The following is a 20527-nucleotide window of genomic DNA, read 5'->3' as shown; positions in this document are numbered from 1 at the left end:
AGGGCGAGATCGCGGAGAGGGGCGATTCCGGAGGCGGTGTCACACCCACACCCGAGCCTCCGGCACTTTGCGGCTCAGGACAGCTTCAGGAGTACAGTGTCGGTTCGCATGGCACTCAGTGCCGTCAGGTGGCGATGTGCCGCAACGCGTCCTCCACCCGCCCGCGCACCTCGTTCGCGGGCGCCGAGGTGCGCACCACGCCGACCACCACCTCCCCCGCGCCCGGATCGCGGCCGCCGAACTTCTCGCGCACCACCGCCATGGCCACGCGCAGCTGGACATGCGGGTCACCGCTCCCGCCGGCGCGCAACCAGCTGCGCAGCACCTGGTTGTGCGCGGCGACCACCGCCGCCGCGGCCATCGCGGCGTGTAGCTCCGCGTCGGCGCCCGCGGCCCAGCACCGGCGCAAGTACCGCGCGAACACCCGCTGGTAGCGGTCGATGCTGGCGATCTCCTTGTCCCGCAATGCACCGACTTGCCGAGTCAGCTCGAACCGCTTGAGCGAAACCTGCGGCTCGGCGACGTACATGTCCAGCACCAGCCCGGCGATCTCGGTGAGCACCTGCAGCGGATCCGCCTCGTCGGACGTGGTGCGCAGCCGTTCGACCACATCGGCGAGCCGCTCGTCGTGGCCGGGGAAGACGGCGTCCTCCTTGGACCGGAAATAGCGGAAGAAGGTCCGGCGCCCCACCCCGGCCTGCTCGGCGATCCGATCCACAGTGGTCGACTCGAACCCCTGCTCGGCGAACAGGTCCATCGCCGCGAGCGCGATCTGACTGCGCACCTCCTGACGCCTGCCGCCGCGCCCGGACCCATCGTTCCCCGGTTCGCCCATGGCCGGACGATAGCACCGCCGCCCGTTGTCCGTGGCACTCAGTGCCGCTAGGATGCGGGCAACGAAACACCAGGTGCCGGACCCGCCGCGGGGCACGTGGCCGGGCGCGCCGCACACGAGGAGGTAACCCCGTTGGACCCCAACTTCGGCATCTACCAGCTCGCCGAGGAGCACGATGCCCTGCGCGAAGCCGTGCGCGCGCTGGCCGAGAAGGAGATCGCCCCGTACGCCGCCGAGGTCGACGAGCAGGAGCGCTACCCGCGCGAAGCCCTCGACGCCCTGGTCAAATCCGGGTTCGCCGCCGTGCACGTACCCGAGGCCTACGGCGGCCAAGGCGCCGACTCGGTCGCCACCTGCATCGTCATCGAAGAAGTGGCCCGCGTCTGCGGCTCCTCCTCGCTGATCCCCGCCGTCAACAAGCTCGGCACCATGCCGATCCTGCTGTCGGCCTCCGAACAGCTCAAACAGCAGGTCATGCCCTCCATCGCCTCCGGCGAGACCACCGCCTCCTACGCGCTGTCCGAACGCGAAGCCGGCTCCGACGCCGCCGCGATGAAGACCCGCGCGCACGCCGACGGCGACAACTGGGTGCTCAACGGCGCCAAGTGCTGGATCACCAACGGCGGCGAATCCAGCTGGTACACCGTCATGGCCGTCACCGACCCGGACAAGGGCTCCAACGGCATCAGCGCCTTCGCCGTGCACCGCGACGACCCCGGCTTCGTGGTCGGCCCCAAGGAGAAGAAGCTCGGCATCAAGGGCTCGCCGACCGTGGAGCTCTACTTCGAGGACTGCACCATCCCCGGCGACCGGATCATCGGTGACCGCGGAACCGGCTTCAAGACCGCGCTGCGCACCCTCGACCACACCCGCCCCACCATCGGCGCCCAGGCGCTCGGCATCGCGCAGGGCGCGCTGGACGCCGCGATCGAGTACGTCAAGGAGCGCAAGCAGTTCGGCACCGCCATCGCCGACTTCCAGGGCGTGCAGTTCATGCTCGCCGACATGGCCATGAAGATCGAATCCGCGCGCCAGCTCGTCTACGTCTCCGCAGCACGCGCCGAACGCGGCGAGGGCAACCTCGGGTTCATCTCGGCGGCCGCAAAGTGCCACGCCTCGGACGTGGCCATGGAGGTCACCACCAACGCCGTCCAACTGTTCGGCGGCGCGGGCTACACCCGCGACTTCCCCGTCGAGCGCATGATGCGCGACGCCAAGATCACCCAGATCTACGAGGGCACCAACCAGATCCAGCGCATGGTGATGGCCCGCTCGCTGCTCAAGGGCTGACCGCCCCGCGGTGGTGGTCCAGCGTCCGACAGGCCACCACCGCTCAGCGCGACCGGGACGCGTCCCCGGCCGACTCCGCCGCGTCCTCCTCGGACGCGACGCCCTGCGCCAGGTAGTTACCGGCCTCCGCGTACAAGCTCGTCAGCAGCCACGCGCCGACCCCGATGTCGTCGCCGATGCCCAGCAGCGGCAGGAGATCCGGCACGAAGTCCAGCGGCCAGACCAAGTACGCCCCCGCTACCAGCCACAGCAGCACCTGGTAGCGCGGCAGCAGCGGATTCCGCCCGCGCGCCGAGGCCACGACCATCCGCGGCACCGCCGCCGCACGCCGCACCGGACCACCCGCCGGCGCGCTCCGGTGCGCGCGGGCCACCCCGCGCACGACCGCGATCCTGCGGCGCAGCAGCGCGAGCACCCCGGCGACGAGCACTCCCGCACCACCGGCCAGCAGTCCGATCGGCAGCAACCACCCACCGGGGGACTCCCCGCCCATCGCTACGGACAGCACCAACCCGGCGAGCACCAGCACACCGCCGACGACGATCACCGGCACCTCCTCGTCCTGCGACCAGCCTGCCACGCGTGGGCTGCCCGGTCACCGCCCCGCACCTCCGAGCAGCGCCGCGCCGAGATCCGTGGCACGGTCGACCCTGCCGCACACACGCCGCACACCGGGGAGAACCGTGGTCGACCAGGCCGAATCCCGTTCCTCGCGCAGCGGTTCGCTCGTCCGCGCCAGCAGCGCGATGGCGCTGGCCACCGCGGTCAGCCGGGTCAGCGGCCTGCTCGCCAAAGTGCTCCTGGTCGCCGTACTCGGTCTCGGCGTCATCAACGACTCCTACACCGTCGCCAACACGCTGCCCACCGTGGTCAACGAACTGCTGCTCGGCGGCGTGCTCACCAGCATCGCCGTCCCCCTCCTGGTCCGCGCCCAGCAACGCGGCGCACGCGAAGGCGAGAGCTACGCGCAGTGGATGATCACCATGGGAGCGGTGCTGCTGGGCGTGGCCACCGTGCTGGCCGTCCTGGCCGCACCCCTGCTCACCGCGCTCTACCTCGGCCCGGACACCCGCGCCAACGCCGCGCTGACCACCGCCTTCGCCTACCTGCTGCTGCCCGGCATCATCTGCTACGGCCTGTCCGCGCTGCTGCAAGCGATCCTCAACGTGCGCGGGGTGTTCGGCACCCCCGCCTGGGCCCCGGTCATCAACAACCTCGTCGTCATCGCCACCGTGTTCACCTACGCGGCCATGCCCGGCGAGATCTCCACGGACCCGGTCCGCATGGGCGAACCCAAACTCCTCGTGCTGGGCCTGGGCACCATGTCCGGCATCGCCGCCCAAGCGCTCATCATGATCGCCTCCCTGCGGCACAACGGCTTCCGCTTCCGCTGGAACTGGGGCTGGGACCACCGGCTGGCCGAATTCGGCGCCCTGGCGTTCTGGGTCGTGCTCTACACCGCCGTCAGCCAGGTCGGAATGGTGGTCATCACCCGCGTCTGCGGCCAAGGCTCACCTGGCAGCGTCGCCACCTTCAACTACGCCTGGCTGCTGTCCCAAGTCCCTTACGGCGTGCTCGGCGTATCCCTGCTGACCGCGCTCATGCCCCGCATCAGCCGCTCCGCCGGAGACGACGACCACCACTCCTTCGTCGCCGACCTGTCCCTGGGCACCCGGATGAGCGCCGTGCTGCTCATGCCCATCAGCGCCCTGATGTTCGTGGCCGGCGGTTCGATCGGCGTCGCCTTCTTCTCCGTCGGCGCCAGCGACGTCGCAGCCGGCGACCGACTCGGCTGGACCTTGGCCGCAGCAGCTCTGGGCATCGTGCCCTTCGCGATCACCATGCTCCAACTGCGCGCGTTCTACGCCATGAAGGACGCGCGCACCCCGACCTGGATCAACGTGATCATGGTCGCCGTCCGCAGCGGACTGTGCTACCTGGTACTCGCGCTGGCCACCGCCGATGACCTCGTCGTGGGCGTGGCCGCGGCGATGTCGGTGAGCTTCCTGCTCGGCGCCGTGGTCGGACAACTGTGGCTGCGCACCCGCCTCGGGCGCCTGGAAACCCGGCGCACCATCATCGGCGTGCTGCGCGCCCTCCTGGCCTCGGCCATCGGCTGCGCCTGCTCCGCAGCGGCCGTGGCCGCGTTGCGCGGCATCACCGGCGAACTCGATCCGGTCAGCGACGCATGGCTCTCCCTGATCATGCACACCGTGGTCGTGCTCGCCACCAGCTTCGGCGTGCTCATCCTGCTGCGCGCACCCGAGATGCAGCCCGTCGTGCGCAGGCTCTCCCGACTGGCCCGGCGCAGCGGCTGACCGATCACTTGCGCTCGCGCACGTGCAACCGCGTCCGCTGCGTGCGCAGCGCCCGCAGCTCCGGCGGATCCGGCAGCGGCTCCAGCGGCTCCCCGATCGCCCACTCCAGCAGCAGGTCCGCCAACTGCGGATTGCGCGCCAACACCGGGCCGTGCAGATAGGTGCACACCACGTGCCCGCTGACGGCACCCTCGACCCCGTCATGCCCGTTGCCGGTCCCCCGGGTGACCCGACCCAGCGGCTGCGCGTGTTCGCCCAGCACCGTGCGGCCCAGGTGGTTCTCGAAACCGGTGAGCATGCCGACCGCCCCCAGCGTGGCGTGCTCGGTCACCTCCCCGATCGCCCTGCCAGCACCCGGTTCGGTCCACGCGTCCACGAGCCCCAAGCCCTCGTGCTCGTCACCGTCACCGGTGACGAACCCGGTCCCCAGCACCTGCAGCCCCCCGCAGATGCCCAATACCGGCGCTCCCCTGCTCACCGCCCGCTGCAGACCGCCACCGCGGCGCAGGAAGTTCACCGCCGCCACCTGGGCGACGTCCTCTCCCCCGCCGATCATGTACACGTCGCAAGACTCGGGGACCTCCTGCGCCGAGGACAGCACCGTCACGGCCTCGCTGTCGATACCGCGCCACTTCAGGCGCTGAGCGAGCACCATCACGTTGCCCCGATCCCCGTAGGTGCCGAGCAGATCGGGCAGCACGAGTGCAATCCGCACCGGGTCGCGCGTCATCCTCGCCTCCTCGCGAACACGTCACGGAACGCCGTGTAGTTGGCGATCACATCCGGGACACCGTCCGGCATCCCGACCAGCGCTTCGTCCACATCGGACTTGACCCAGCACTGCACGCCGGCGTAGCGCAACCGCACCGCCAGGTCCAGCGCCCGATCACCGGCCACGTACACCGCACGACCGCGCAGCACCTCGAACTCCACGTCCCACAGCCAGGACACGTCGTAGCCGTCGGCCTCGCGGCTGTTGACCACCAGCACCAGCGGGCGACCGTGCCCGGCCGCGAGTTCGAGCATCTCCAGCCAACTCGCCGGGTTCTTGGCCAGCAGCAACCGCACCGAACGACCGGCGACCCGGACCGTGCCGTAGCGGCCCGCAGCCTGGTCGATGCGGCTCACATGCTCCAGCGCGGCATCCCCACCGCACCCCAGCAGCAGCGCCGCGGCCAGGGCGAACGTGGCGTTGACCCGGTTCACGTGCCCGGGCAGGGCCAGCGCGAGCCGGTGGTGCGCACCGGCGGCGTCGAACACCCCCGTCTCGGTGACGGTCCAATCCGGGGCGGGACGGGACAACCCGCACCGGCACGACCAGGGCCCCCGCTCGTCCTGCTCGATCGAGGCACCGCAGCGCGGGCAGTTGAGCGCGTCCTCCCGCCACCGCAGTCCGCCGGAAACCCAGGTCGTCCGCGGGTGGTCGGCCGCGGCCTGCACGATGTTCGGGTCGTCGGCGTTGGCCACCACCCGCGCTCCCGGAGCCTGCTCCAACGCGCGGCGCAGGCTGGTCACCACCGTGCGAATCTCGCCGACGCGGTCCAGCTGGTCGCGGCTGAGGTTGAGCAGCAGGATCACCGCCGGTTCGAACTCGCCGGTGATCTGACCGAGGTGCAGCTCATCGACCTCCAGGGCCGCGAAGGGCGCCTCCCGATCACCGATCAACGCCGCCACGTGCCCGTCGGGCATGTTCGCCCCGGTCGCGTTGCTGACCGCGGGCGCCTGCGAGCGCAGCGCCTCGGCGACCATCTGCGTGGTGGTGGTCTTGCCGTTGGTGCCGGTGACCATCACGACACGCCGCCCGAGGACCAACTCCGCGAGCAGGTTCGGTTGTACGGTCAGAGCCAACCGACCACCGATCATCCCCCCGCTGCCGAACCCGAACCGCCGCGACGCCCACGCAGCCATCCGACCCGCCCCGATCGCCGCCGCCGTCCGCGGCCCGGCCCGGCGCCGGGCGGGCGGCTCGGGAATGCCCGGCCCCGGTACGACGTGCCAGCGCTGGTCGAGCGCGGTGGACTCGGCCGGATCCGAGTTCACCGGAGCTTCGGCGGATCCCCCGGTGGTGTCGGGCATGCGTCCCCTCCCCCTGACACGCCCCGGTCCGGGGCGGCTGCGCGCTGCGCGGGGGCGCCCCCGGCTCTAGCTCTTGCCGGTCCCCGGGTGCACCGTCCGCCGCTTCCTGGCCAGTGTCGCTCGGGTCCGGCGAAACAGCGCGACGATCAGCAGCGCCACCCCCGCCAGCACCGCGCTCGGCGCGACCCAACCGGTGAACGCGCTCAGCTCGGTCGATGCCACGTGCTGCACGAGGTGCATCGCACCGTCTCCTTCCGTGACCGATCGCGGGGGCTGCTGCGCACCGGGGAGGTAGCTCGAAACCCGGCGCGCGCCCCCGTCATCATCGCTCGGGATCAGGAGTCGTGCCTGCACAACATGCCCGCGGGCCACCCTTCCGGAATCGTTTCACCCGCGACGGCATTGCCGCTGCACACAGCGTATTTGCTGCACGGCGTAGTGGATCTCGGGGAAATGGCGCAGATCTCGATCTAGTCCACTGTGGATCATGGCGGAATCGGTGCAGTCCCGCGCCGGCATCGCCCACTCGGTGCGGCCTCCCGGTTCACCGCGGAAGAGCGGTCGCATCGGGGATAACCTTCAACACGAAAGCATTTCGTAGATCGTGCACCGGTAGCGGAGGCGGTGAACGTTTGCCATCCGAGTGAAAACCGGTGCCGCGGGGGAACGATCCCGCATCGAGGGGTATGCAACCGACGACGGGCGACGCAGGATCGGCGCAGAGGACCGCACCAGTGCGATCGACCCGAGGCCACTCACCGCAGCGGCGCGCGAGCACAAGGGCGCCGTCCCGGCGATGCGCCAGGAGGGAGCCCGCAGTGCTCGAAGTTCTCATCGTCCTGTTGCTGCTGGGCGGCCTGGTCATGGGCGGCATCGGCTGGACCACGTGGGACGTGCTCAGCGACCTCCGCCGGCACCGGCTGAAGTGAGCCGCACCGCGCACGACCCCGAGACGCGAAAACGAGGAACCCCGCCCGGAGAGAGACAGGCGGGGTTCCTCCAGCACTCGGTCACCGCAGACCGGGTGGTCAGTTCACGCTGAGCTCCTGACCCGGGAAGATCAGGTGCGGGTCGTTGACGACCTGGCCGTTCTGCTCGAACACGGCCTGCCAGTTCACGCCGAACTGCTCGGCGATCGCACTGAGGGTGTCGCCCTGCTGCACGGTGTAGTCACCGGACATCGGCGCGGCCTCGGACTGCAGCTGGAGGTCGCCCTCCTCCTGCGCCGGCTCGGCCTCTTCCTGGACCGGCTCGGCCTCTTCCTGCGCCGGCTCGGTGGACTCGGTCTCCCCGCCGGCCTCGACGTCCTGATGCTCGGCACCGCTACCGGCCGACAGACCGGCCTCCGGACCGCACGACGGCCACGCCTCCGGGCCCTGGCCCTCCAGGATGCGCTCGGCCACGGCGATCTGCTGCTCGCGGGTGGCGTCCGACGCGCTGGCGGCGTACTCGTCGCCGCCGTAGGCCGACCAGGTGGACGGGCTGAACTGCAGGCCGCCTTCGTAGCCGTTGCCCGTGTTGATCTGCCAGTCGCCGCCGCTCTCGCACTCGGCCACGGCGTCCCAGGTCGACTCGTCGGCGGCGTTGGCCGGCAGCGTCAGGGCGAACGGCGCGGCCATGACGGCGCCGGTCAGCGCCACGCGGGCGATGTTGCGGTTCGCGTTTCCGCTCTTGCGGTGCTTGCCTCGGGAGCTAGCCATTTCTGTTCGTCTCCAGCTGTGCCTGCCCTGGCACCAGGCCGGTTTCGCGGGGTGCGCTCTCGTCGGCACCTCGGTGGCTGGTCGGTCCGCGGGCCCCTGCCCCCGTTCGCGTGTCGGGGGTCGGAAGCCCGCGGGGCAGGGCTCGGCAAGGCGGACTTCCGGTCGTGCGGTCGGCTCGGGGCGCCGACCGGGGGACACGCTACGTAGCGAAAAACGCGCGACCAAACCACACGGTCGTGGTGATCGTCACAGAAACAGCACCAAGATCGCTGCGATTTGATCGTATTCGCAGGTCAACTCGTGATCACAGCGAGCAACGTTCGAACAAAGGTGATCACCGAGGGTGAGACAAGACCCACGAAACACTGGACGACCGGTGCACGCACCGCGGCGCATCGTACGCACCGTGTGCGGCGTACACCCCCCGGAAAACCCCGGGTTTCCTCGCCGTTTTTGTCCGGTGACCATGGGCCGGTAGTTTATTTCGGTCGTCGCTGAACTGATGGAGTGCATAAATCGACGGCGGGCTGTTCGAGCGCGAGAGGTATCGATCGCGGATCCGGTCAGCTCACGCGGGGGACGAGCCGGTGCGGTCGAGCCCGATCTGCAGCCCCGGCCTGCGCATGTGCGCGGTGAAGTAGGACAGCCCCTCGTCACGCGCAGTGATGGACCGGGTGCTGCCGCGCGGCAGCCACAGGACGGTGCCCTCGGTCAGCTCGCGTCCCGGCACGTGATCGGACCGCAGCACCCCGGCGCCACGCACCACGAGCAGCAGCACGTCCACATCCGGTTCAGCGTGCGCAGGGACGTGCTGATCAGCGGCGAGGTGCACCAGATTGGCGTCCAACTGGCGTCCCGGCTCGGCCAGCTTCCAGAGCACACCCCCGGCCCCCTGCCCCGGACCGAGCAACTGCTCGATCTCGGCGAGGACCTCGGGAACCGGCACCTCGGCGGACGGCTGCCCGCGCCCGCCCGGTACGTCTGCCTGCGCCACGTGCCACACCTCCCGCTGCGGCCGATAGTTTCGCACGCGACGATCGAGACCGGTCGGCCACGCCGGACGGAGTCAGCGGCTGCGCAGCCGCTGCGGCTCGACGGTGTAGCGAGGGTCGCGCGCCGAAGCGTGCCCGGCCTCGAAGATGCCGAACCGCGTCGCCAACCCGGCCCCGGTCAGGCACAGACCCGAAGCGACCGCGGCGATCCGGCTGCGCCGGGCGAGCAGCGCCGTGACCGACCCGGCCACCACCAGGGCCTCCGCGGTGCGCAGCAGCCGTCCCGCACGACCCTGCCCGAAGACCTCGCCGACCATGCCCGCGCGGCGCTGCATCCGCCGCGTCGCCGCCACTTCCAGCGCCGAACCCGCCACCGCCATCCGCCGTGCCGGACCGGCCTGCGCCGCCGGCGCCGCCACCACGCCCAGTCCGGCCGCGCTGGCCACAGCGCTGCCGGCGAACACGAACGGCAGTTCGCGGTAGGGCTCGTGCCACGCGGGCACCGCCGTATCGGCCAACAGCACCGCGGTGTAGGTCGTCATCGCCGGGGCCAGCACGGCCGCGGCCGACGAGCTCAGCCAGCCCAGCCGGGGCAGCAGCCCGGTGGCGGCGCTGACCGCGCCGGCCCCGGCCAGCGCGGAGAACGGGGCGAGCACCCACGAACCGACGCTCAGCGGCGACGTCGGTTTGAACACCCGCAGCATGTTCAGGAACCGCAGCGGGCGGCCGAGGTCGTGCACCAGGAACGCGACGCTCGCGGTAGCCCCGATCCCGGAGCTGACCCGCCCGGCGCGCGCCAGACCAGGTCGGCCGGTGAGCCCGGCGCCGGCCGCCATCAGCGCCGCGGCACCAGCCATCCCGCCTAGGTAGAGGTACGCGGGCACGTCCGGCACCTTCCACACCGGCTCCTTGATCACCGGCCGGCCGTAGTAGGTCGCCCCCTCGGAACGGGTCGGCTCGGCCGCTTCCCGCAGCTCGCCGGTCATCGCCGCCTCCCCAGGAAACTGCCCGCCACGATCGCCAGCGCGGTCGCCGCGCCGACCGCCGCGTGCCGCCACATCGACGGCAGGTCCCGCGTGGTCACCACCGGATCCGGCGGTAGCCCGTACACCTCCGGCTCGTCCAGCAGCAGGAAGAACGCACCGTCACCGCCGACGCCGTCATCGGGTTCGTGGCCGTACAACCGGGCCCCGCTGAACCCCTGCTCCTGCAGGTCGGCGACGCGCAGCGCCGCCCGCTCGCGCAGCTCGTCCAGCGGGCCGTACTGGATGGACTCCGTGGGGCAGGCGGTGGCGCAGGCCGGCGCGAGACCCGCGCCGAGCCGGTCCTGGCACAGCGTGCACTTGGCGACGCCACCGGTGTCCGGCCGCCGGTCGATCACCCCGTACGGGCAAGCCGGCACGCAATATCCGCAGCCGTTGCACACATCGTCCTGCACGAGCACCGTGCCGTGCTCGGTGCGGATCAGCGCCCCCGTCGGGCAGACGTCCAGGCATGCGGCGTGCGTGCAGTGCTTGCACACGTCCGACGACATCAACCAGCGGACCTGCTCCTCGTCCCCGCCCGGCGGCCCGAGAGCGGGCATCCCGAGCTCCTGCGCCGTACCGCGCTGCTCGACGAAGGCCACGTGCCGCCAGGTGGTGCCGCTGAGCTCGCCGGTGTTGTCGTAGGACATGCCGGTGAGGTCCAGTCCGTCCTCGGGCAGCAGGTTCCACTGCTTGCAGGCGACCTCGCAGGCCTTGCAGCCGATGCACACGCTGGTGTCGGTGAAGAACCCGACCCGCGGCGGGTGGTCGTCCGGATAGCCCGCATCGCCCGCCGGGTCGGCGAGCGGCCCGCTCAACCGGTTACCGGTCAACGTTCCTCCTCTCCGGTGCGTGCCGGGTGATCGAGGTATTCGGCGCCGGTGAGCTCAGTGATTCCCGCGCGCCGCCGGTACTGCTCGACCAGCAGCCGCAGGTCCGGGCCACGTGGGCGCCTGCCCGGCCGGATGTCGCAGGTTCCCGCCTTGGTCTCCATGATGTGCACGTTCGGGTCCAGCGCGACGTTGATCAGCTCATTGGCCGCATCGCCGGTGGTCAAACCGTTCGGCCCCCAGTGCCACGGGATGCCGATCTGGTGGATCGTGCGCCCGTCCAGCTGCAGCGGCCGGATCCGCGAGGTCACCAGCACGCGGCCCTCGATGGCGCTGCGCGCGGTGATCACGGTCGCCCAGCCCACGTGGTCGAGGCCGCGTTCGGCGGCCAGTTCCGGCGAGACCTCCAGGAACATCGCCGGGGCCAGTTCGGACAGGTGCGCCAGCCACCGGCTCATGCCGCCCGCGGTGTGCTGCTCGGTGATCCGGAACGTGGTGAACACGTAGGGGTACACCGCGCTGCCGCGCTCGTCCCCGCTGGGCTGGTAGCGGTTCTCCGGCCGCGACCGGACTTCCCGGGCGGGATTGCGCTGCTGGTGCGGGTGCAGCCGGTTCGGCACGGGTGATTCCTGCGGCTCGTAGTGCGCCGGGAACGGCCCGTCCACCAGCCCGGACGGGACGTACAACCAGCCGCGGCCGTCGGTCTGCATGACGAACGGGTCGGTCCCGGCGATGCCCTCCGGGCCGGTCGCCCCCGGCGCGGGGACGTGGTCGGGGCGCTTGTGCCGGTCGAAGTCCGGGATGTCGTGCCCGGTCCACTCGCCGCGCTCGGCGTCCCACCACACGTACGCTTTGCGGTCGCTCCACGGGTTTCCGTCCGGATCGGCCGACGCGCGGTTGTAGAGCAGGCGCCGGTTGGCCGGCCAGGCCCAGCCCCACTCCGGTGCGACCCGGGTTTGCTCACGACCGGGCGTGCGCCGCGCGGCCTGGTTGACGCCCTCGGCGCGCACCCCGCAGTAGATCCAGCAGCCGCAGGAGGTCGAACCGTCCGGGCGCAGCTGGGTGTAGGCCGACAGCGGGACGCCCTCCCCGCCACTGCCGTTGATCTCGGCCAGCACCGCATCGGCGCTGGGTTCGTCGATCGCCCCGTGCGTCGGGTAGTCCCAGGTGAGTTCGCGCAGCGACCGGTCCCGCGGCCGGTCGGAACCGCGCAGCTTCTCGCGCAGCACCCGCCCCAGGTGGTAGTAGAACCACAGATCGCTGCGCTGGTCGTCGCGCGGTTCCACCGCCTTGTGGTGCCACTGCAGCAGGCGCTGGGTGTTGGTGAAGCTGCCGTCCTTCTCCGTGTGCGCGGCGGCGGGCAGGAAGAACACCTCGGTGCCGATGTCCTCGGCGCGCATCTCGCCGGTGGCGATCTCCGGGCCGTCCTGCCAGAACGTGGCCGTCTCGACGAGGTTGAGGTCACGCACCACCAACCAGTCCAGGTTGGCCAGACCCATCCGCTGTTGGCGCGCGTTGGCGGTGCCCACCGCCGGGTTCTCCCCGATGACGAAATAGCCCTTGACCGTGCCCTCGATCTGGCCGACGACGGTGCGGAACGTGCTGTGGTCGCCGTCGAGCCGGGGCAGCCGATCGAAGCAGTAGTCGTTGTCCGCGGTCGCGTGCTCGCCCCACCACGCCTTGAGCAGGCTGATCAGATAGGAGCGGATGTTGCCCCAGTAGCCGCTCGCCTGCTCGTCTTCGGAGACGTAGGCGTCGAGGTCGGCGTGGGTGTGCGCGTGCGGCATCGGCAGGTATCCCGGCAGCAGGTTGTACAGCGTCGGGATGTCGGTGGAGCCCTGGATGCTGGCGTGGCCGCGGAGCGCGAGGATCCCGCCGCCGGGTCTGCCGATGTTGCCCAGCAGCAGCTGCAGGATCGAGGCGGCGCGGATGTACTGGACGCCGACCGTGTGGTGGGTCCAGCCGACCGCGTAGGCCATCGCGGTGGTGCGTTCCCGGCCCGAGTTGGCGACGAGAGTGCGCGCCACACGTAGGAATTCCTCCGCCGGAACCCCGCAGACCTGCTCGACCATCTCCGGTGTGTAGCGCGCGTAGTGCCGCTTGAGCAGCTGGAAGACGCACCGCGGGTGCTGCAGGGTCGGGTCGGTGCGCGCGTGGCCGTGGTAGACGGGGCCGCCGGAGCCGGCGCGCTCCGGACCACTGGTCTCCCGCTCGCGCGCGTGCCGCTTGCCCGCCTGCGAATCGGTGCCGCGGCGGCCCAGCGTCGGTTCGGCGAAACCGCCCTCGTACTGCCAGCTGGCCGTGTCGTAACTACCGGTCTCCGGATCGAATCCGGAGAACAGCCCGTCGAGGTCCTCGGTGTCGGCGAAGTCCGCGCCGACGATCATCGCCGCATTGGTGTAGTGCAGCACGTACTCGGCGAAGTAGGCGTCCTGAGTGAGCACGTGGTTGATCAGCCCGCCGAGGAAGGCGATGTCACTACCCGCGCGCAGCGGCACGTGCTGGTCGGCCAGCGCCGAGGTGCGGGTGAACCTCGGGTCGACGTGGATGATCCGCGCCCCGCGGTGCTTGGCCTCCATGACCCACTGGAAGCCGACCGGGTGCGCTTCGGCCATGTTCGATCCCTGGATCAGGATGCAGTCGGCTTCGGCGAGGTCCTGCTGGAACGTGGTCGCCCCGCCGCGCCCGAAGGAGGTTCCCAGACCGGGAACCGTGGAGGAGTGTCAAATGCGGGCCTGGTTCTCCACCTGCACCGCGCCCAGGGCGGTGTAGAGCTTCTTCATGAGGTAGTTCTCCTCGTTGTCGAGGGTCGCTCCTCCGAGGCTCGCGATGCCCGCCGTGCGGCGCAGGGGCCTGCCCTGCTCATCGGTGTCCTGCCAGGTCTCGTCCCGGGTGGCCAGCACCCGGTCGGCGATCATGTCCAGTGCGGTGTCCAGGTCGAGGTCCTGCCACTCGGTGGCGTGCGGCGGGCGGTAGCGGACCCGGCTCTCCCGCGTGGGCGAGGTGACCAGTTCACGGCTGGCCGAGCCCTTGGGGCAAAGCCTGCCGCGGCTGATCGGGGAATCCGGGTCGCCTTCGATCTGGGTGACCGCACCGTCACGCACGTACACCCGCTGGCCGCAGCCCACGGCGCAGAAGGGGCAGATCGAGCCGACGACCTCGTCGGCCTGCTCGGTGCGCGCGCGCCACGCGTCGGTGCTCGCGGAACGTGCGGCCGCGCCCCGGCCCAGCGGATCGGAACCGGTCAGCTGGCGCAGCACCGGCCAACGCAACCACTCCGGCATCGGGCCTCCTCGAACCGCGGTGTGCGTCGAGGAGAACCCCGCGGGTACCGGCTGCGCAACCCGCCGCGCTGCTGCGACCACTCGGCCGGGGTGGCGGGTCACGCCTCCCGGTCAGGCTTCGCGCACCGGTTCGGGATCCGGTTCTGCCTCCGGTTCCGGGTGCTCGGGCATGGTCCGCGGTAGCCACCGCCAGGCGATCAGCGCGGCCAGCAGGATCAGCCCCGCACCGACCAGGTGCGCCAGCTGCATGCCGTTCATCCAGGAGTCGGCCACGACCCGGGCGAACGCCCAGCCGCTCTCGCCGAGCATCCCGGCGACCTGCATCCCGCCGGCGAGCGAGGATTCGGCGGCATCGCGCAGCGGGCCGGGCAGGCCCTCGGTGAAGGCACCCAGCTGGGTGGCATAGCTGGTGCCGAGCACACTGCCCAGCACCGCCACGCCGAGCGAGGCACCGACCTCGCGGGTGACGTCGTTGGTGGCCGAGCCCATCCCCGCCCGCTCCCGCGGGACGGCGGCCATGAGCTGATCGGTGGCCGGGGCCATGGCCAGGGTCATGCCCAGCGCGGTCAGCGACAGCCCGCCGAGCAGGTGCCAGTAGCCGGTGCTCGCGGTCATCGTGCTGAGCACGCCCATGCCGAGCCCGGCCGCGACCAGCCCGCCGGCGACCACCGTGCGGGGACCGAGCGCGCGCACGAGGTCGGGCACCTTCGGAGCGACCACGAGCATGACGACCGACATGGGCAGCATGGCCAGCGCCGCGGTCACCGGGGAGTAGCCGAACACGAGGATCAGCGTCTGGCTCAACGCGAAGAACACGCCGATCAGCGCGAAGAACACCAGGGTCAGCGCCACGGCCGATGCGGAGAACGCGGCGTTGCGGAACAGCGAGATGTCCAGCATGGGGTCGCGGGCGTGTCGCTCCCAGAGCACGAACACCGCGATGAGCAGCAGACCGCCGAGCACCATCAGCAGGGTCCGGTTCGCCGCCCACCCCACGTTCTGCGCTTCGATGAGGGCGTAGACGAGCAGGGTGATGCCGGCGGTGGACAGCACGGCGCCGGGCAGGTCGATCCCGCCGATCGTGCGGTCCCGGGTGCCGCTGTGGGCGGGCACGTACCGGATCCCGGCGAGCACGCCGACCACGACCACCGGGATGTTGAGCGCGAACACCGCGTGCCAGGTGGTCACCTCCAGCAGCAGCCCGGCGATCACCGGGCCCAGCGCGGTACCACCGCCGGAGACCGCCGCCCACAGACTCACCGCCTTCGTGCGTTCCGCGGAGGGGAAGACGCTGGTGAGGATGGACAGGGTTACCGGCATGATCATCGCCGCACCCAAGCCGAGCACGCCGCGCGCGGCGATGAGCTCGGCGCTGGTGCTGACGAACAGCCACACGTACAGCGACGCCGCGCCGAACAGCACCATGCCGGTCTGCAGCATGAGCTTGCGTCCGTAGCGGTCGGCCAGCGCCGAGGTGGTGAACAGCAGTCCGGCGAACACCAGCGCGTAGGCGTTGTTGAACCACTGCTGCTCGGACATGGAGGCGCCGAGGTCCTGGGCCAGGAACGGCAGCGCCACGCCGAGCGAGGTGTTGGCGAGCATGGTCGCCGCCAACGCCAGGCACAGCACCAGCAACGTGGTCCACCGCCGCCGGTAGACCACCGGGTCGATCCCTTCGGCGACGGCTTGCTGCTCCCCCGGCGAAGGCCCACCGGCCTCCGGCCCGGCCGCTTCGGACCCCGACACGCGCTCCTCCGTTCGGCGACGACGACCCGACCAGGTTCGGTCAGTGCCCCCATTGTCCCGGGTGGCCCCGCGGGGTCGACCCACCCGGGTCCGCCCGGTGGGGTTCGGGTGTCGCACGACCTGCGTGGACGGGCGATGCCCAGTCGGCGTGGTGGCCGCCGCCGGCGTCCGCGCCCGCCGAGGAAGTGCCCGCGAAACGGTGAGCGGAGGTGTGCGCCTGCCCGGCACCTGCCGCCACGAGCTGTTCGACCCGGTCGCGCCGGACCCGTTCGTAGGTGTGCAGCGCCGCGGTCGTTCCGGGTACGTCGCGCAGGCACTTGCCGAGCACGACCGCGTCTTCGAACGCGAGGGTGGCGCCGATGCCGGCGGCCGGCGAGCAGGCGTGCACGGCATCGCCGACGAGCACGGTGCGGTCGTCGTGCCAGACCGGGGTGCTCGGCAGTTGCCGCGCGTTGACGGCCAGCACGTCGTTCCCGGAGGCGCGCACCACCCCGGCCGCGGGTGTCCGGTCGTCGCCGAGGTGGTCCAGGACCAGGCGCTTCCAGTCCTGCGGGCCGTTGCCGTCCAGTTCGTCGCGGGTCAGTTCCGGCCGCGGGATCCGGGCGAACCACCAGGTGGTCCCGTCCGGTGCCGTCGTGTAGCCGACGTAGCAGCGGCTGCCGTAGATCATCCGGTACCCGTCCGGGAAGGGGTCCGGGACCTCCCGCGCGCTGCCGTAGACGACGTTGATGCCCGCGTAGGCGGGTTCCGGCGCGGCCGGGTCGAGCATCCGGCGCACCGCGGAACGCAGTCCGTCGGCGCCGACGAGCAGGTCGGCGTGCTGCGCGCTTCCGTCGGCGAACCGGGCTTCGACGCCGTCGCCGCGGTGCTCGACACCGACCAGCCTGCGTCCGTGCTGCAGCTCCGCGCCGCGGTCGAGTACCTCGGCCTGCAGCTCCCGGTAGAGCGCGGCGCGGGTGAGGGTGCGCGGGCGGACCCGGGTTCCGTCCGACCGGTGCAGTTCGGCGGGGCGGTCGGCGTCGCGGACCTCGATGTCCGTCGCCGGGAACGAGGCGTCGCGCACGCGCGTCTCCGCGCCCAGCGCCGCCAGCGCGGTCAGCCCACCGGGCATGATCGCCAAAAACGCGCCGAGGTCCGCACCGCCGGACGGACGAGCTTCGCAGACCACGGTCCGCACTCCGGCCTGCCGCAGCGCCAGCGCGGCGGTCGCCCCGGCTGCTCCGCCACCGATGATCAGCGCTCGCACCCCTCGCCCCTCCCCCGTCGCGGACGTCGATCAGCCTGCCAGGCGGATCGGGCGGGATCCAGGCTGCCACTCACCCGTTCGAGTGCTGCGATCAGCCGAGCGGACTCGCATCGTGGACGGGTGGCGACCCGGTGAGGGGAGGAAGCCATGCCCTCGCGCAAGATCTGGACCGGTTCGATCAACTTCGGGCTGGTGACCATCCCGGTCGGCCTGTACGCGGCCACTGAGAACCACACCATCCAGTTCCACCAGTTCGAACGCGGCACCAACGACCGCGTGCGCTACAAGCGGGTCAACGAGCGCACCGGCAAGGAGCTCGGCTACGACGACATCGTCAAGGGCCGCGAGTACGGCGGTGCGGTGGTCACCGTCGAGCCGTCCGAGCTCGACGAGATCGCACCCGGGCGTTCGCGCACCATCGACATCACGGCCTTCGTCGACCTCGCCGAGATCGACCCGGTGCACTTCCAGAAGACCTACTGGCTGGCGCCGAACAGCAAGGAGCAGTTCCGGCCGTACAACCTGCTGCGCGCGGCGATGCGCGAGACCAACCAGGCCGGGATCGCGACCTTCGTGCTGCGCGGTAAGGAGTACCTCACCGCGGTGCGGGCCGACGAGGGTGTGCTGGCGCTGAACACGCTGTTCTTCGCCGACGAGATCCGCGATCCGGCCGAGATCATCTCCGACTCGGCGGAGCAGGCGGCGCCTTCGGACAAGGAGCTGCAGATGGCCACGACGGTCATCGACTCGATGAGCGAGTCCTGGGAGCCGGACAAGTACGCGGACACCTACACGGCCAAAGTCGAGGAGCTGCTGGCCGAGAAGGCAGCCGGGCACCAGCCGGAGACCGCCGAGGCCCCGCCCTCGCCCACCGATGTCATCGATCTGACCGAGGCGCTGCAACGCAGCGTCGACCAGGCCCGCGGTGGCCGTTCGCGGAGCGGGTCCGACGGCGAGGAGCTCACCGGGATGAACAAGGCCGAACTGGAGGACCGGGCCAAGAAGCTGGGGATCCGCGGCAGGTCGAAGATGAACCGGGCCGCGCTGGAGAAGGCGGTGGCTGCGGCCAGCCACGGTCCGCGCGGGCGCAGCAAGGCGTCCTGATGGGCACCGGCGCGAAACCGGCCGCCGAGGTGGCGGTCGACGTGCAGGGCCGCAGGCTCACTCTGTCCAATCTGGACAAAGTGCTGTACCCGGAGACCGGGTTCGCCAAGCGGGACGTGCTCGACTACTACCAGCGGGTCGCCCCCGCGCTGCTGCCGCACGTGCGCGAGCGCGCGGCGACGCTGATCCGCTTCCCGGACGGGGTGGGTGGCGGGTCCTTCTTCGAGAAGAACATCTCGCGGCACGCCCCGGACTGGGTCCCCACGGCCCGCGTGGTCAGCGGAGCGCAGGGACGCGGCAGGGCGACGAACCACCACGTGCGCCTCGACGACCTGCCGACACTGGTGTGGACGGCCAACCTCGCCGCGCTGGAACTGCACGTTCCGCAGTGGACGGTCGGCCCGGGTGACGAGCGGCGCTGCCCGGACCTGCTCGTGTTCGACCTCGACCCGGGAGAGCCGGCGACGATCGTGGAGTGCTGCCGGGTGGCCGAGCAGCTGCGCGAGGAGGTGGGCGCCGACGGGCTGCGCCCGTACCCAAAGACCAGCGGTTCGAAGGGCATGCAGGTGTACTGCCCGGTGCGCACCGACCGCCCGGAGCGCACGGCCGAGTACGCCAAGGACCTGGCCTGGCGGATGTCGGCGGCGGCCCCGGACCGGGTGCTGGCCCGGATGGCGCGGGCCGAGCGGCACGGCAAGGTGTTCATCGACTGGAGCCAGAACAACACGGCCAAGACCACCGTGGCGCCGTACTCGCTGCGCGCCCGGGCGCAGCCGACGGTGTCCACCCCGGTGACCTGGGCGGAGGTGCTGGCCTGCCGCCGACCGGCCGATCTCGCGTTCACCAGCGCCGATGTGCTCGCGCGGCTGGCCGACGGGCCAGACCCGATGGCCGATCTGCACACCGATCCGACTCCGCTGTGAGGCTGCGGACGCCGGTGCGCGCCGGCGCCCGCAGCGGGTCACTCGTCGAAGTCGATGGTGACCGCATCGGTGACCGGGAGCGACTGGCAGGTCAGCACGAACCCGTCGTCCACTTCGGACTGTTCGAGGGCGAAGTTGCGCCGCATGGTGACCTCGCCGCCGGTGACCTTGGCCCGGCAGGTACCGCAGACGCCGCCCTTGCACGCGAACGGCAGGTCCGGCCGCGCCTTCTGCGCCGCGTCCAGCACCGGCACGTCGCGCGGCAGGGACAGCTCCGAGGAACGCCCGTCCAGCACGACGGTGACCTCGCTGGCCGGCCCGTCGAAACCCGGGCCCTCATCGCGGCGGACGGGCTCGGGCGGCAGGTCGTCGACGTAGAACAGCTCCTGATGGATCCGGCCCGCGGTGACCCCGTGCTCGCCCAGCACCTCCTGCGCGCCGGTGACCATGCCGTAAGGCCCGCACAGCCACCACTGGTCCACCCCGCCCGGGTCCAGCACGGTCGAGAGCAGGTCGCGGAGCTTGTCCGCGTCGAGGCGGCCGCTGAACAGCTCGGACTCGCGCGGTTCGCGGGACAGCACGTGCACGAGCTCCAGCCGGGAGCGGTAGCGGTCCTTGAGGTCGGCGAGTTCGTCGGCGAACATCACCGTGTCGGTGCGCCGGTTGCCGTACACCAGGGACACCGTGGCACCGGTCTCGCGCAGCACCGACGCGGCGATCGACAGCATCGGGGTGATGCCGGAGCCCGCCGCGACGAGGACGTGCCGCTCGTCGCGGTCCAGCTCCGGGGAGAACGACCCGGACGGCGGCAGCACGTCGATCCCGTCGCCGGGCCGCACCTCGTTGACCAGCCAGGTGGAGAACAACCCGTCCGGGACCAGGCGCACCCCGATGCGCGGGGCCGTTCCGCGGGCCGCGCAGATCGAGTAGCTCCGGCGCTCCTCGCGGCCGTCCAGCACGCGGCGCAGCGTCAGCGACTGCCCGGGCCGGAAGTCGTACTCATCGGCCAGTTCCGGGGGCACCTCGAAGGTGACCGCCACGGCGTCGTCGCAGAGCCGGTCGACCTCGGCCACCCGCAGCCGGTGGAAGGAGTTGCGCCGGCGCCGGTTCGCGCCCGTGCCGGTCGCGGACTCGTCGACGGTAACGGGACTGGACACG

The 20527-nt window shown here is 71.3% G+C and carries 17 protein-coding genes; 4 read left to right on the top strand and 13 right to left on the bottom strand.

What is annotated here, in order from left to right:
* Window positions 1-124: 124 nt before the first annotated feature.
* Window positions 125-835: a TetR family transcriptional regulator gene (locus tag IQ251_RS17920; RefSeq protein ID WP_193929883.1), complete on the bottom strand. Its 711-nt coding sequence runs from the start codon at window positions 833-835 to the stop codon at window positions 125-127.
* 132 nt (window positions 836-967) lie between these two features.
* On the opposite strand from IQ251_RS17920, the gene IQ251_RS17915 reads away from it, so the two are divergent.
* Entirely contained in the window at window positions 968-2125 is a 1158-nt protein-coding gene (locus IQ251_RS17915; RefSeq protein WP_193929882.1) for an acyl-CoA dehydrogenase, read from the top strand.
* A gap of 43 nt (window positions 2126-2168) precedes the next feature.
* Here the strand turns inward: IQ251_RS17915 and IQ251_RS17910 are convergent, their stop codons facing one another.
* On the bottom strand, window positions 2169-2705 hold the full coding sequence (locus IQ251_RS17910) for a YkvA family protein (protein WP_370591485.1): 537 nt from the start codon (window positions 2703-2705) through the stop codon (window positions 2169-2171).
* Window positions 2706-2808: 103 nt separating this feature from the next.
* On the opposite strand from IQ251_RS17910, the gene murJ reads away from it, so the two are divergent.
* A complete protein-coding gene (gene murJ / locus IQ251_RS17905; RefSeq protein ID WP_193929880.1) occupies window positions 2809-4443 on the top strand; it encodes a murein biosynthesis integral membrane protein MurJ in 1635 nt (544 codons plus the stop codon).
* Between the two features lie 4 nt (window positions 4444-4447).
* On the opposite strand, the gene IQ251_RS17900 is transcribed toward murJ, so the two are convergent.
* The 10 genes from IQ251_RS17900 to IQ251_RS17850 form a co-directional block, all read right to left on the bottom strand.
* Entirely contained in the window at window positions 4448-5173 is a 726-nt protein-coding gene (locus IQ251_RS17900; RefSeq protein WP_193929878.1) for a type 1 glutamine amidotransferase, read from the bottom strand.
* The gene (locus IQ251_RS17895; RefSeq protein WP_193929876.1) at window positions 5170-6519 is read right to left on the bottom strand and encodes a DUF1727 domain-containing protein; all 1350 of its coding nucleotides are present in this window, start codon (window positions 6517-6519) and stop codon (window positions 5170-5172) included. The genes IQ251_RS17900 and IQ251_RS17895 overlap by 4 nt, the downstream gene beginning before the upstream one ends.
* A 66-nt stretch (window positions 6520-6585) precedes the next feature.
* Window positions 6586-6759, bottom strand: coding sequence for a hypothetical protein (locus tag IQ251_RS17890; protein WP_193929874.1), 174 nt, complete (start codon window positions 6757-6759; stop codon window positions 6586-6588).
* A 788-nt stretch (window positions 6760-7547) separates the two neighbouring features.
* A complete protein-coding gene (locus tag IQ251_RS20135) occupies window positions 7548-8219 on the bottom strand; it encodes a LysM peptidoglycan-binding domain-containing protein (protein WP_193929872.1) in 672 nt (223 codons plus the stop codon).
* A 568-nt stretch (window positions 8220-8787) separates the two neighbouring features.
* On the bottom strand, window positions 8788-9213 hold the full coding sequence (locus IQ251_RS17880) for a cupin domain-containing protein (RefSeq protein WP_193929870.1): 426 nt from the start codon (window positions 9211-9213) through the stop codon (window positions 8788-8790).
* Between the two features lie 72 nt (window positions 9214-9285).
* Window positions 9286-10197, bottom strand: coding sequence for an NrfD/PsrC family molybdoenzyme membrane anchor subunit (gene nrfD, locus IQ251_RS17875; protein WP_193929868.1), 912 nt, complete (start codon window positions 10195-10197; stop codon window positions 9286-9288).
* Window positions 10194-11069 carry a 4Fe-4S dicluster domain-containing protein gene (locus tag IQ251_RS17870; protein WP_193929866.1) on the bottom strand — a complete coding sequence of 292 codons (876 nt, stop codon included), beginning with the start codon at window positions 11067-11069 and terminating at the stop codon, window positions 10194-10196. The genes nrfD and IQ251_RS17870 overlap by 4 nt, the downstream gene beginning before the upstream one ends.
* On the bottom strand, window positions 11066-14350 hold the full coding sequence (gene fdh, locus IQ251_RS17865) for a formate dehydrogenase (RefSeq protein ID WP_228047440.1): 3285 nt from the start codon (window positions 14348-14350) through the stop codon (window positions 11066-11068). The genes IQ251_RS17870 and fdh overlap by 4 nt, the downstream gene beginning before the upstream one ends.
* A gap of 111 nt (window positions 14351-14461) precedes the next feature.
* On the bottom strand, window positions 14462-16096 hold the full coding sequence (locus IQ251_RS17855; protein WP_193929862.1) for an MFS transporter: 1635 nt from the start codon (window positions 16094-16096) through the stop codon (window positions 14462-14464).
* A 40-nt stretch (window positions 16097-16136) separates the two neighbouring features.
* Window positions 16137-17342 (bottom strand): FAD-dependent oxidoreductase, encoded by a 1206-nt coding sequence (locus tag IQ251_RS17850; protein WP_193929860.1) that lies wholly within the window; start codon window positions 17340-17342, stop codon window positions 16137-16139.
* 147 nt (window positions 17343-17489) lie between these two features.
* On the opposite strand from IQ251_RS17850, the gene ku reads away from it, so the two are divergent.
* Window positions 17490-18446 (top strand): non-homologous end joining protein Ku, encoded by a 957-nt coding sequence (gene ku / locus IQ251_RS17845; RefSeq protein WP_193929858.1) that lies wholly within the window; start codon window positions 17490-17492, stop codon window positions 18444-18446.
* Window positions 18446-19369, top strand: a complete 924-nt coding sequence (ligD, locus tag IQ251_RS17840; protein ID WP_193929856.1) for a non-homologous end-joining DNA ligase — start codon at window positions 18446-18448, stop codon at window positions 19367-19369. Before ku ends, ligD begins: the two co-directional genes overlap by 1 nt.
* Window positions 19370-19407: 38 nt before the next feature.
* Here ligD and paaE read toward each other — a convergent pair whose 3' ends face one another.
* A complete protein-coding gene (gene paaE / locus IQ251_RS17835; protein WP_370591484.1) occupies window positions 19408-20526 on the bottom strand; it encodes a 1,2-phenylacetyl-CoA epoxidase subunit PaaE in 1119 nt (372 codons plus the stop codon).
* Window position 20527: the final 1 nt, after the last annotated feature.

The organism is Saccharopolyspora montiporae (assembly GCF_015209505.1).
GTDB lineage: Bacteria > Actinomycetota > Actinomycetes > Mycobacteriales > Pseudonocardiaceae > Saccharopolyspora > Saccharopolyspora montiporae.
This window is presented reverse-complemented; position numbering and strand designations above follow the sequence as displayed.

Coding starts and splice junctions, on each gene's coding strand:
- IQ251_RS20135 (WP_193929872.1), bottom strand. CDS start 8,219: ATGGCTAGCTCCCGAGGCAAGCACCGCAAGAGCGGAAACGCGAACCGC.
- IQ251_RS17890 (WP_193929874.1), bottom strand. CDS start 6,759: ATGCACCTCGTGCAGCACGTGGCATCGACCGAGCTGAGCGCGTTCACC.
- IQ251_RS17920 (WP_193929883.1), bottom strand. CDS start 835: ATGGGCGAACCGGGGAACGATGGGTCCGGGCGCGGCGGCAGGCGTCAG.
- IQ251_RS17895 (WP_193929876.1), bottom strand. CDS start 6,519: ATGCCCGACACCACCGGGGGATCCGCCGAAGCTCCGGTGAACTCGGAT.
- ku (WP_193929858.1), top strand. CDS start 17,490: ATGCCCTCGCGCAAGATCTGGACCGGTTCGATCAACTTCGGGCTGGTG.
- ligD (WP_193929856.1), top strand. CDS start 18,446: ATGGGCACCGGCGCGAAACCGGCCGCCGAGGTGGCGGTCGACGTGCAG.
- nrfD (WP_193929868.1), bottom strand. CDS start 10,197: ATGACCGGCGAGCTGCGGGAAGCGGCCGAGCCGACCCGTTCCGAGGGG.
- IQ251_RS17900 (WP_193929878.1), bottom strand. CDS start 5,173: ATGACGCGCGACCCGGTGCGGATTGCACTCGTGCTGCCCGATCTGCTC.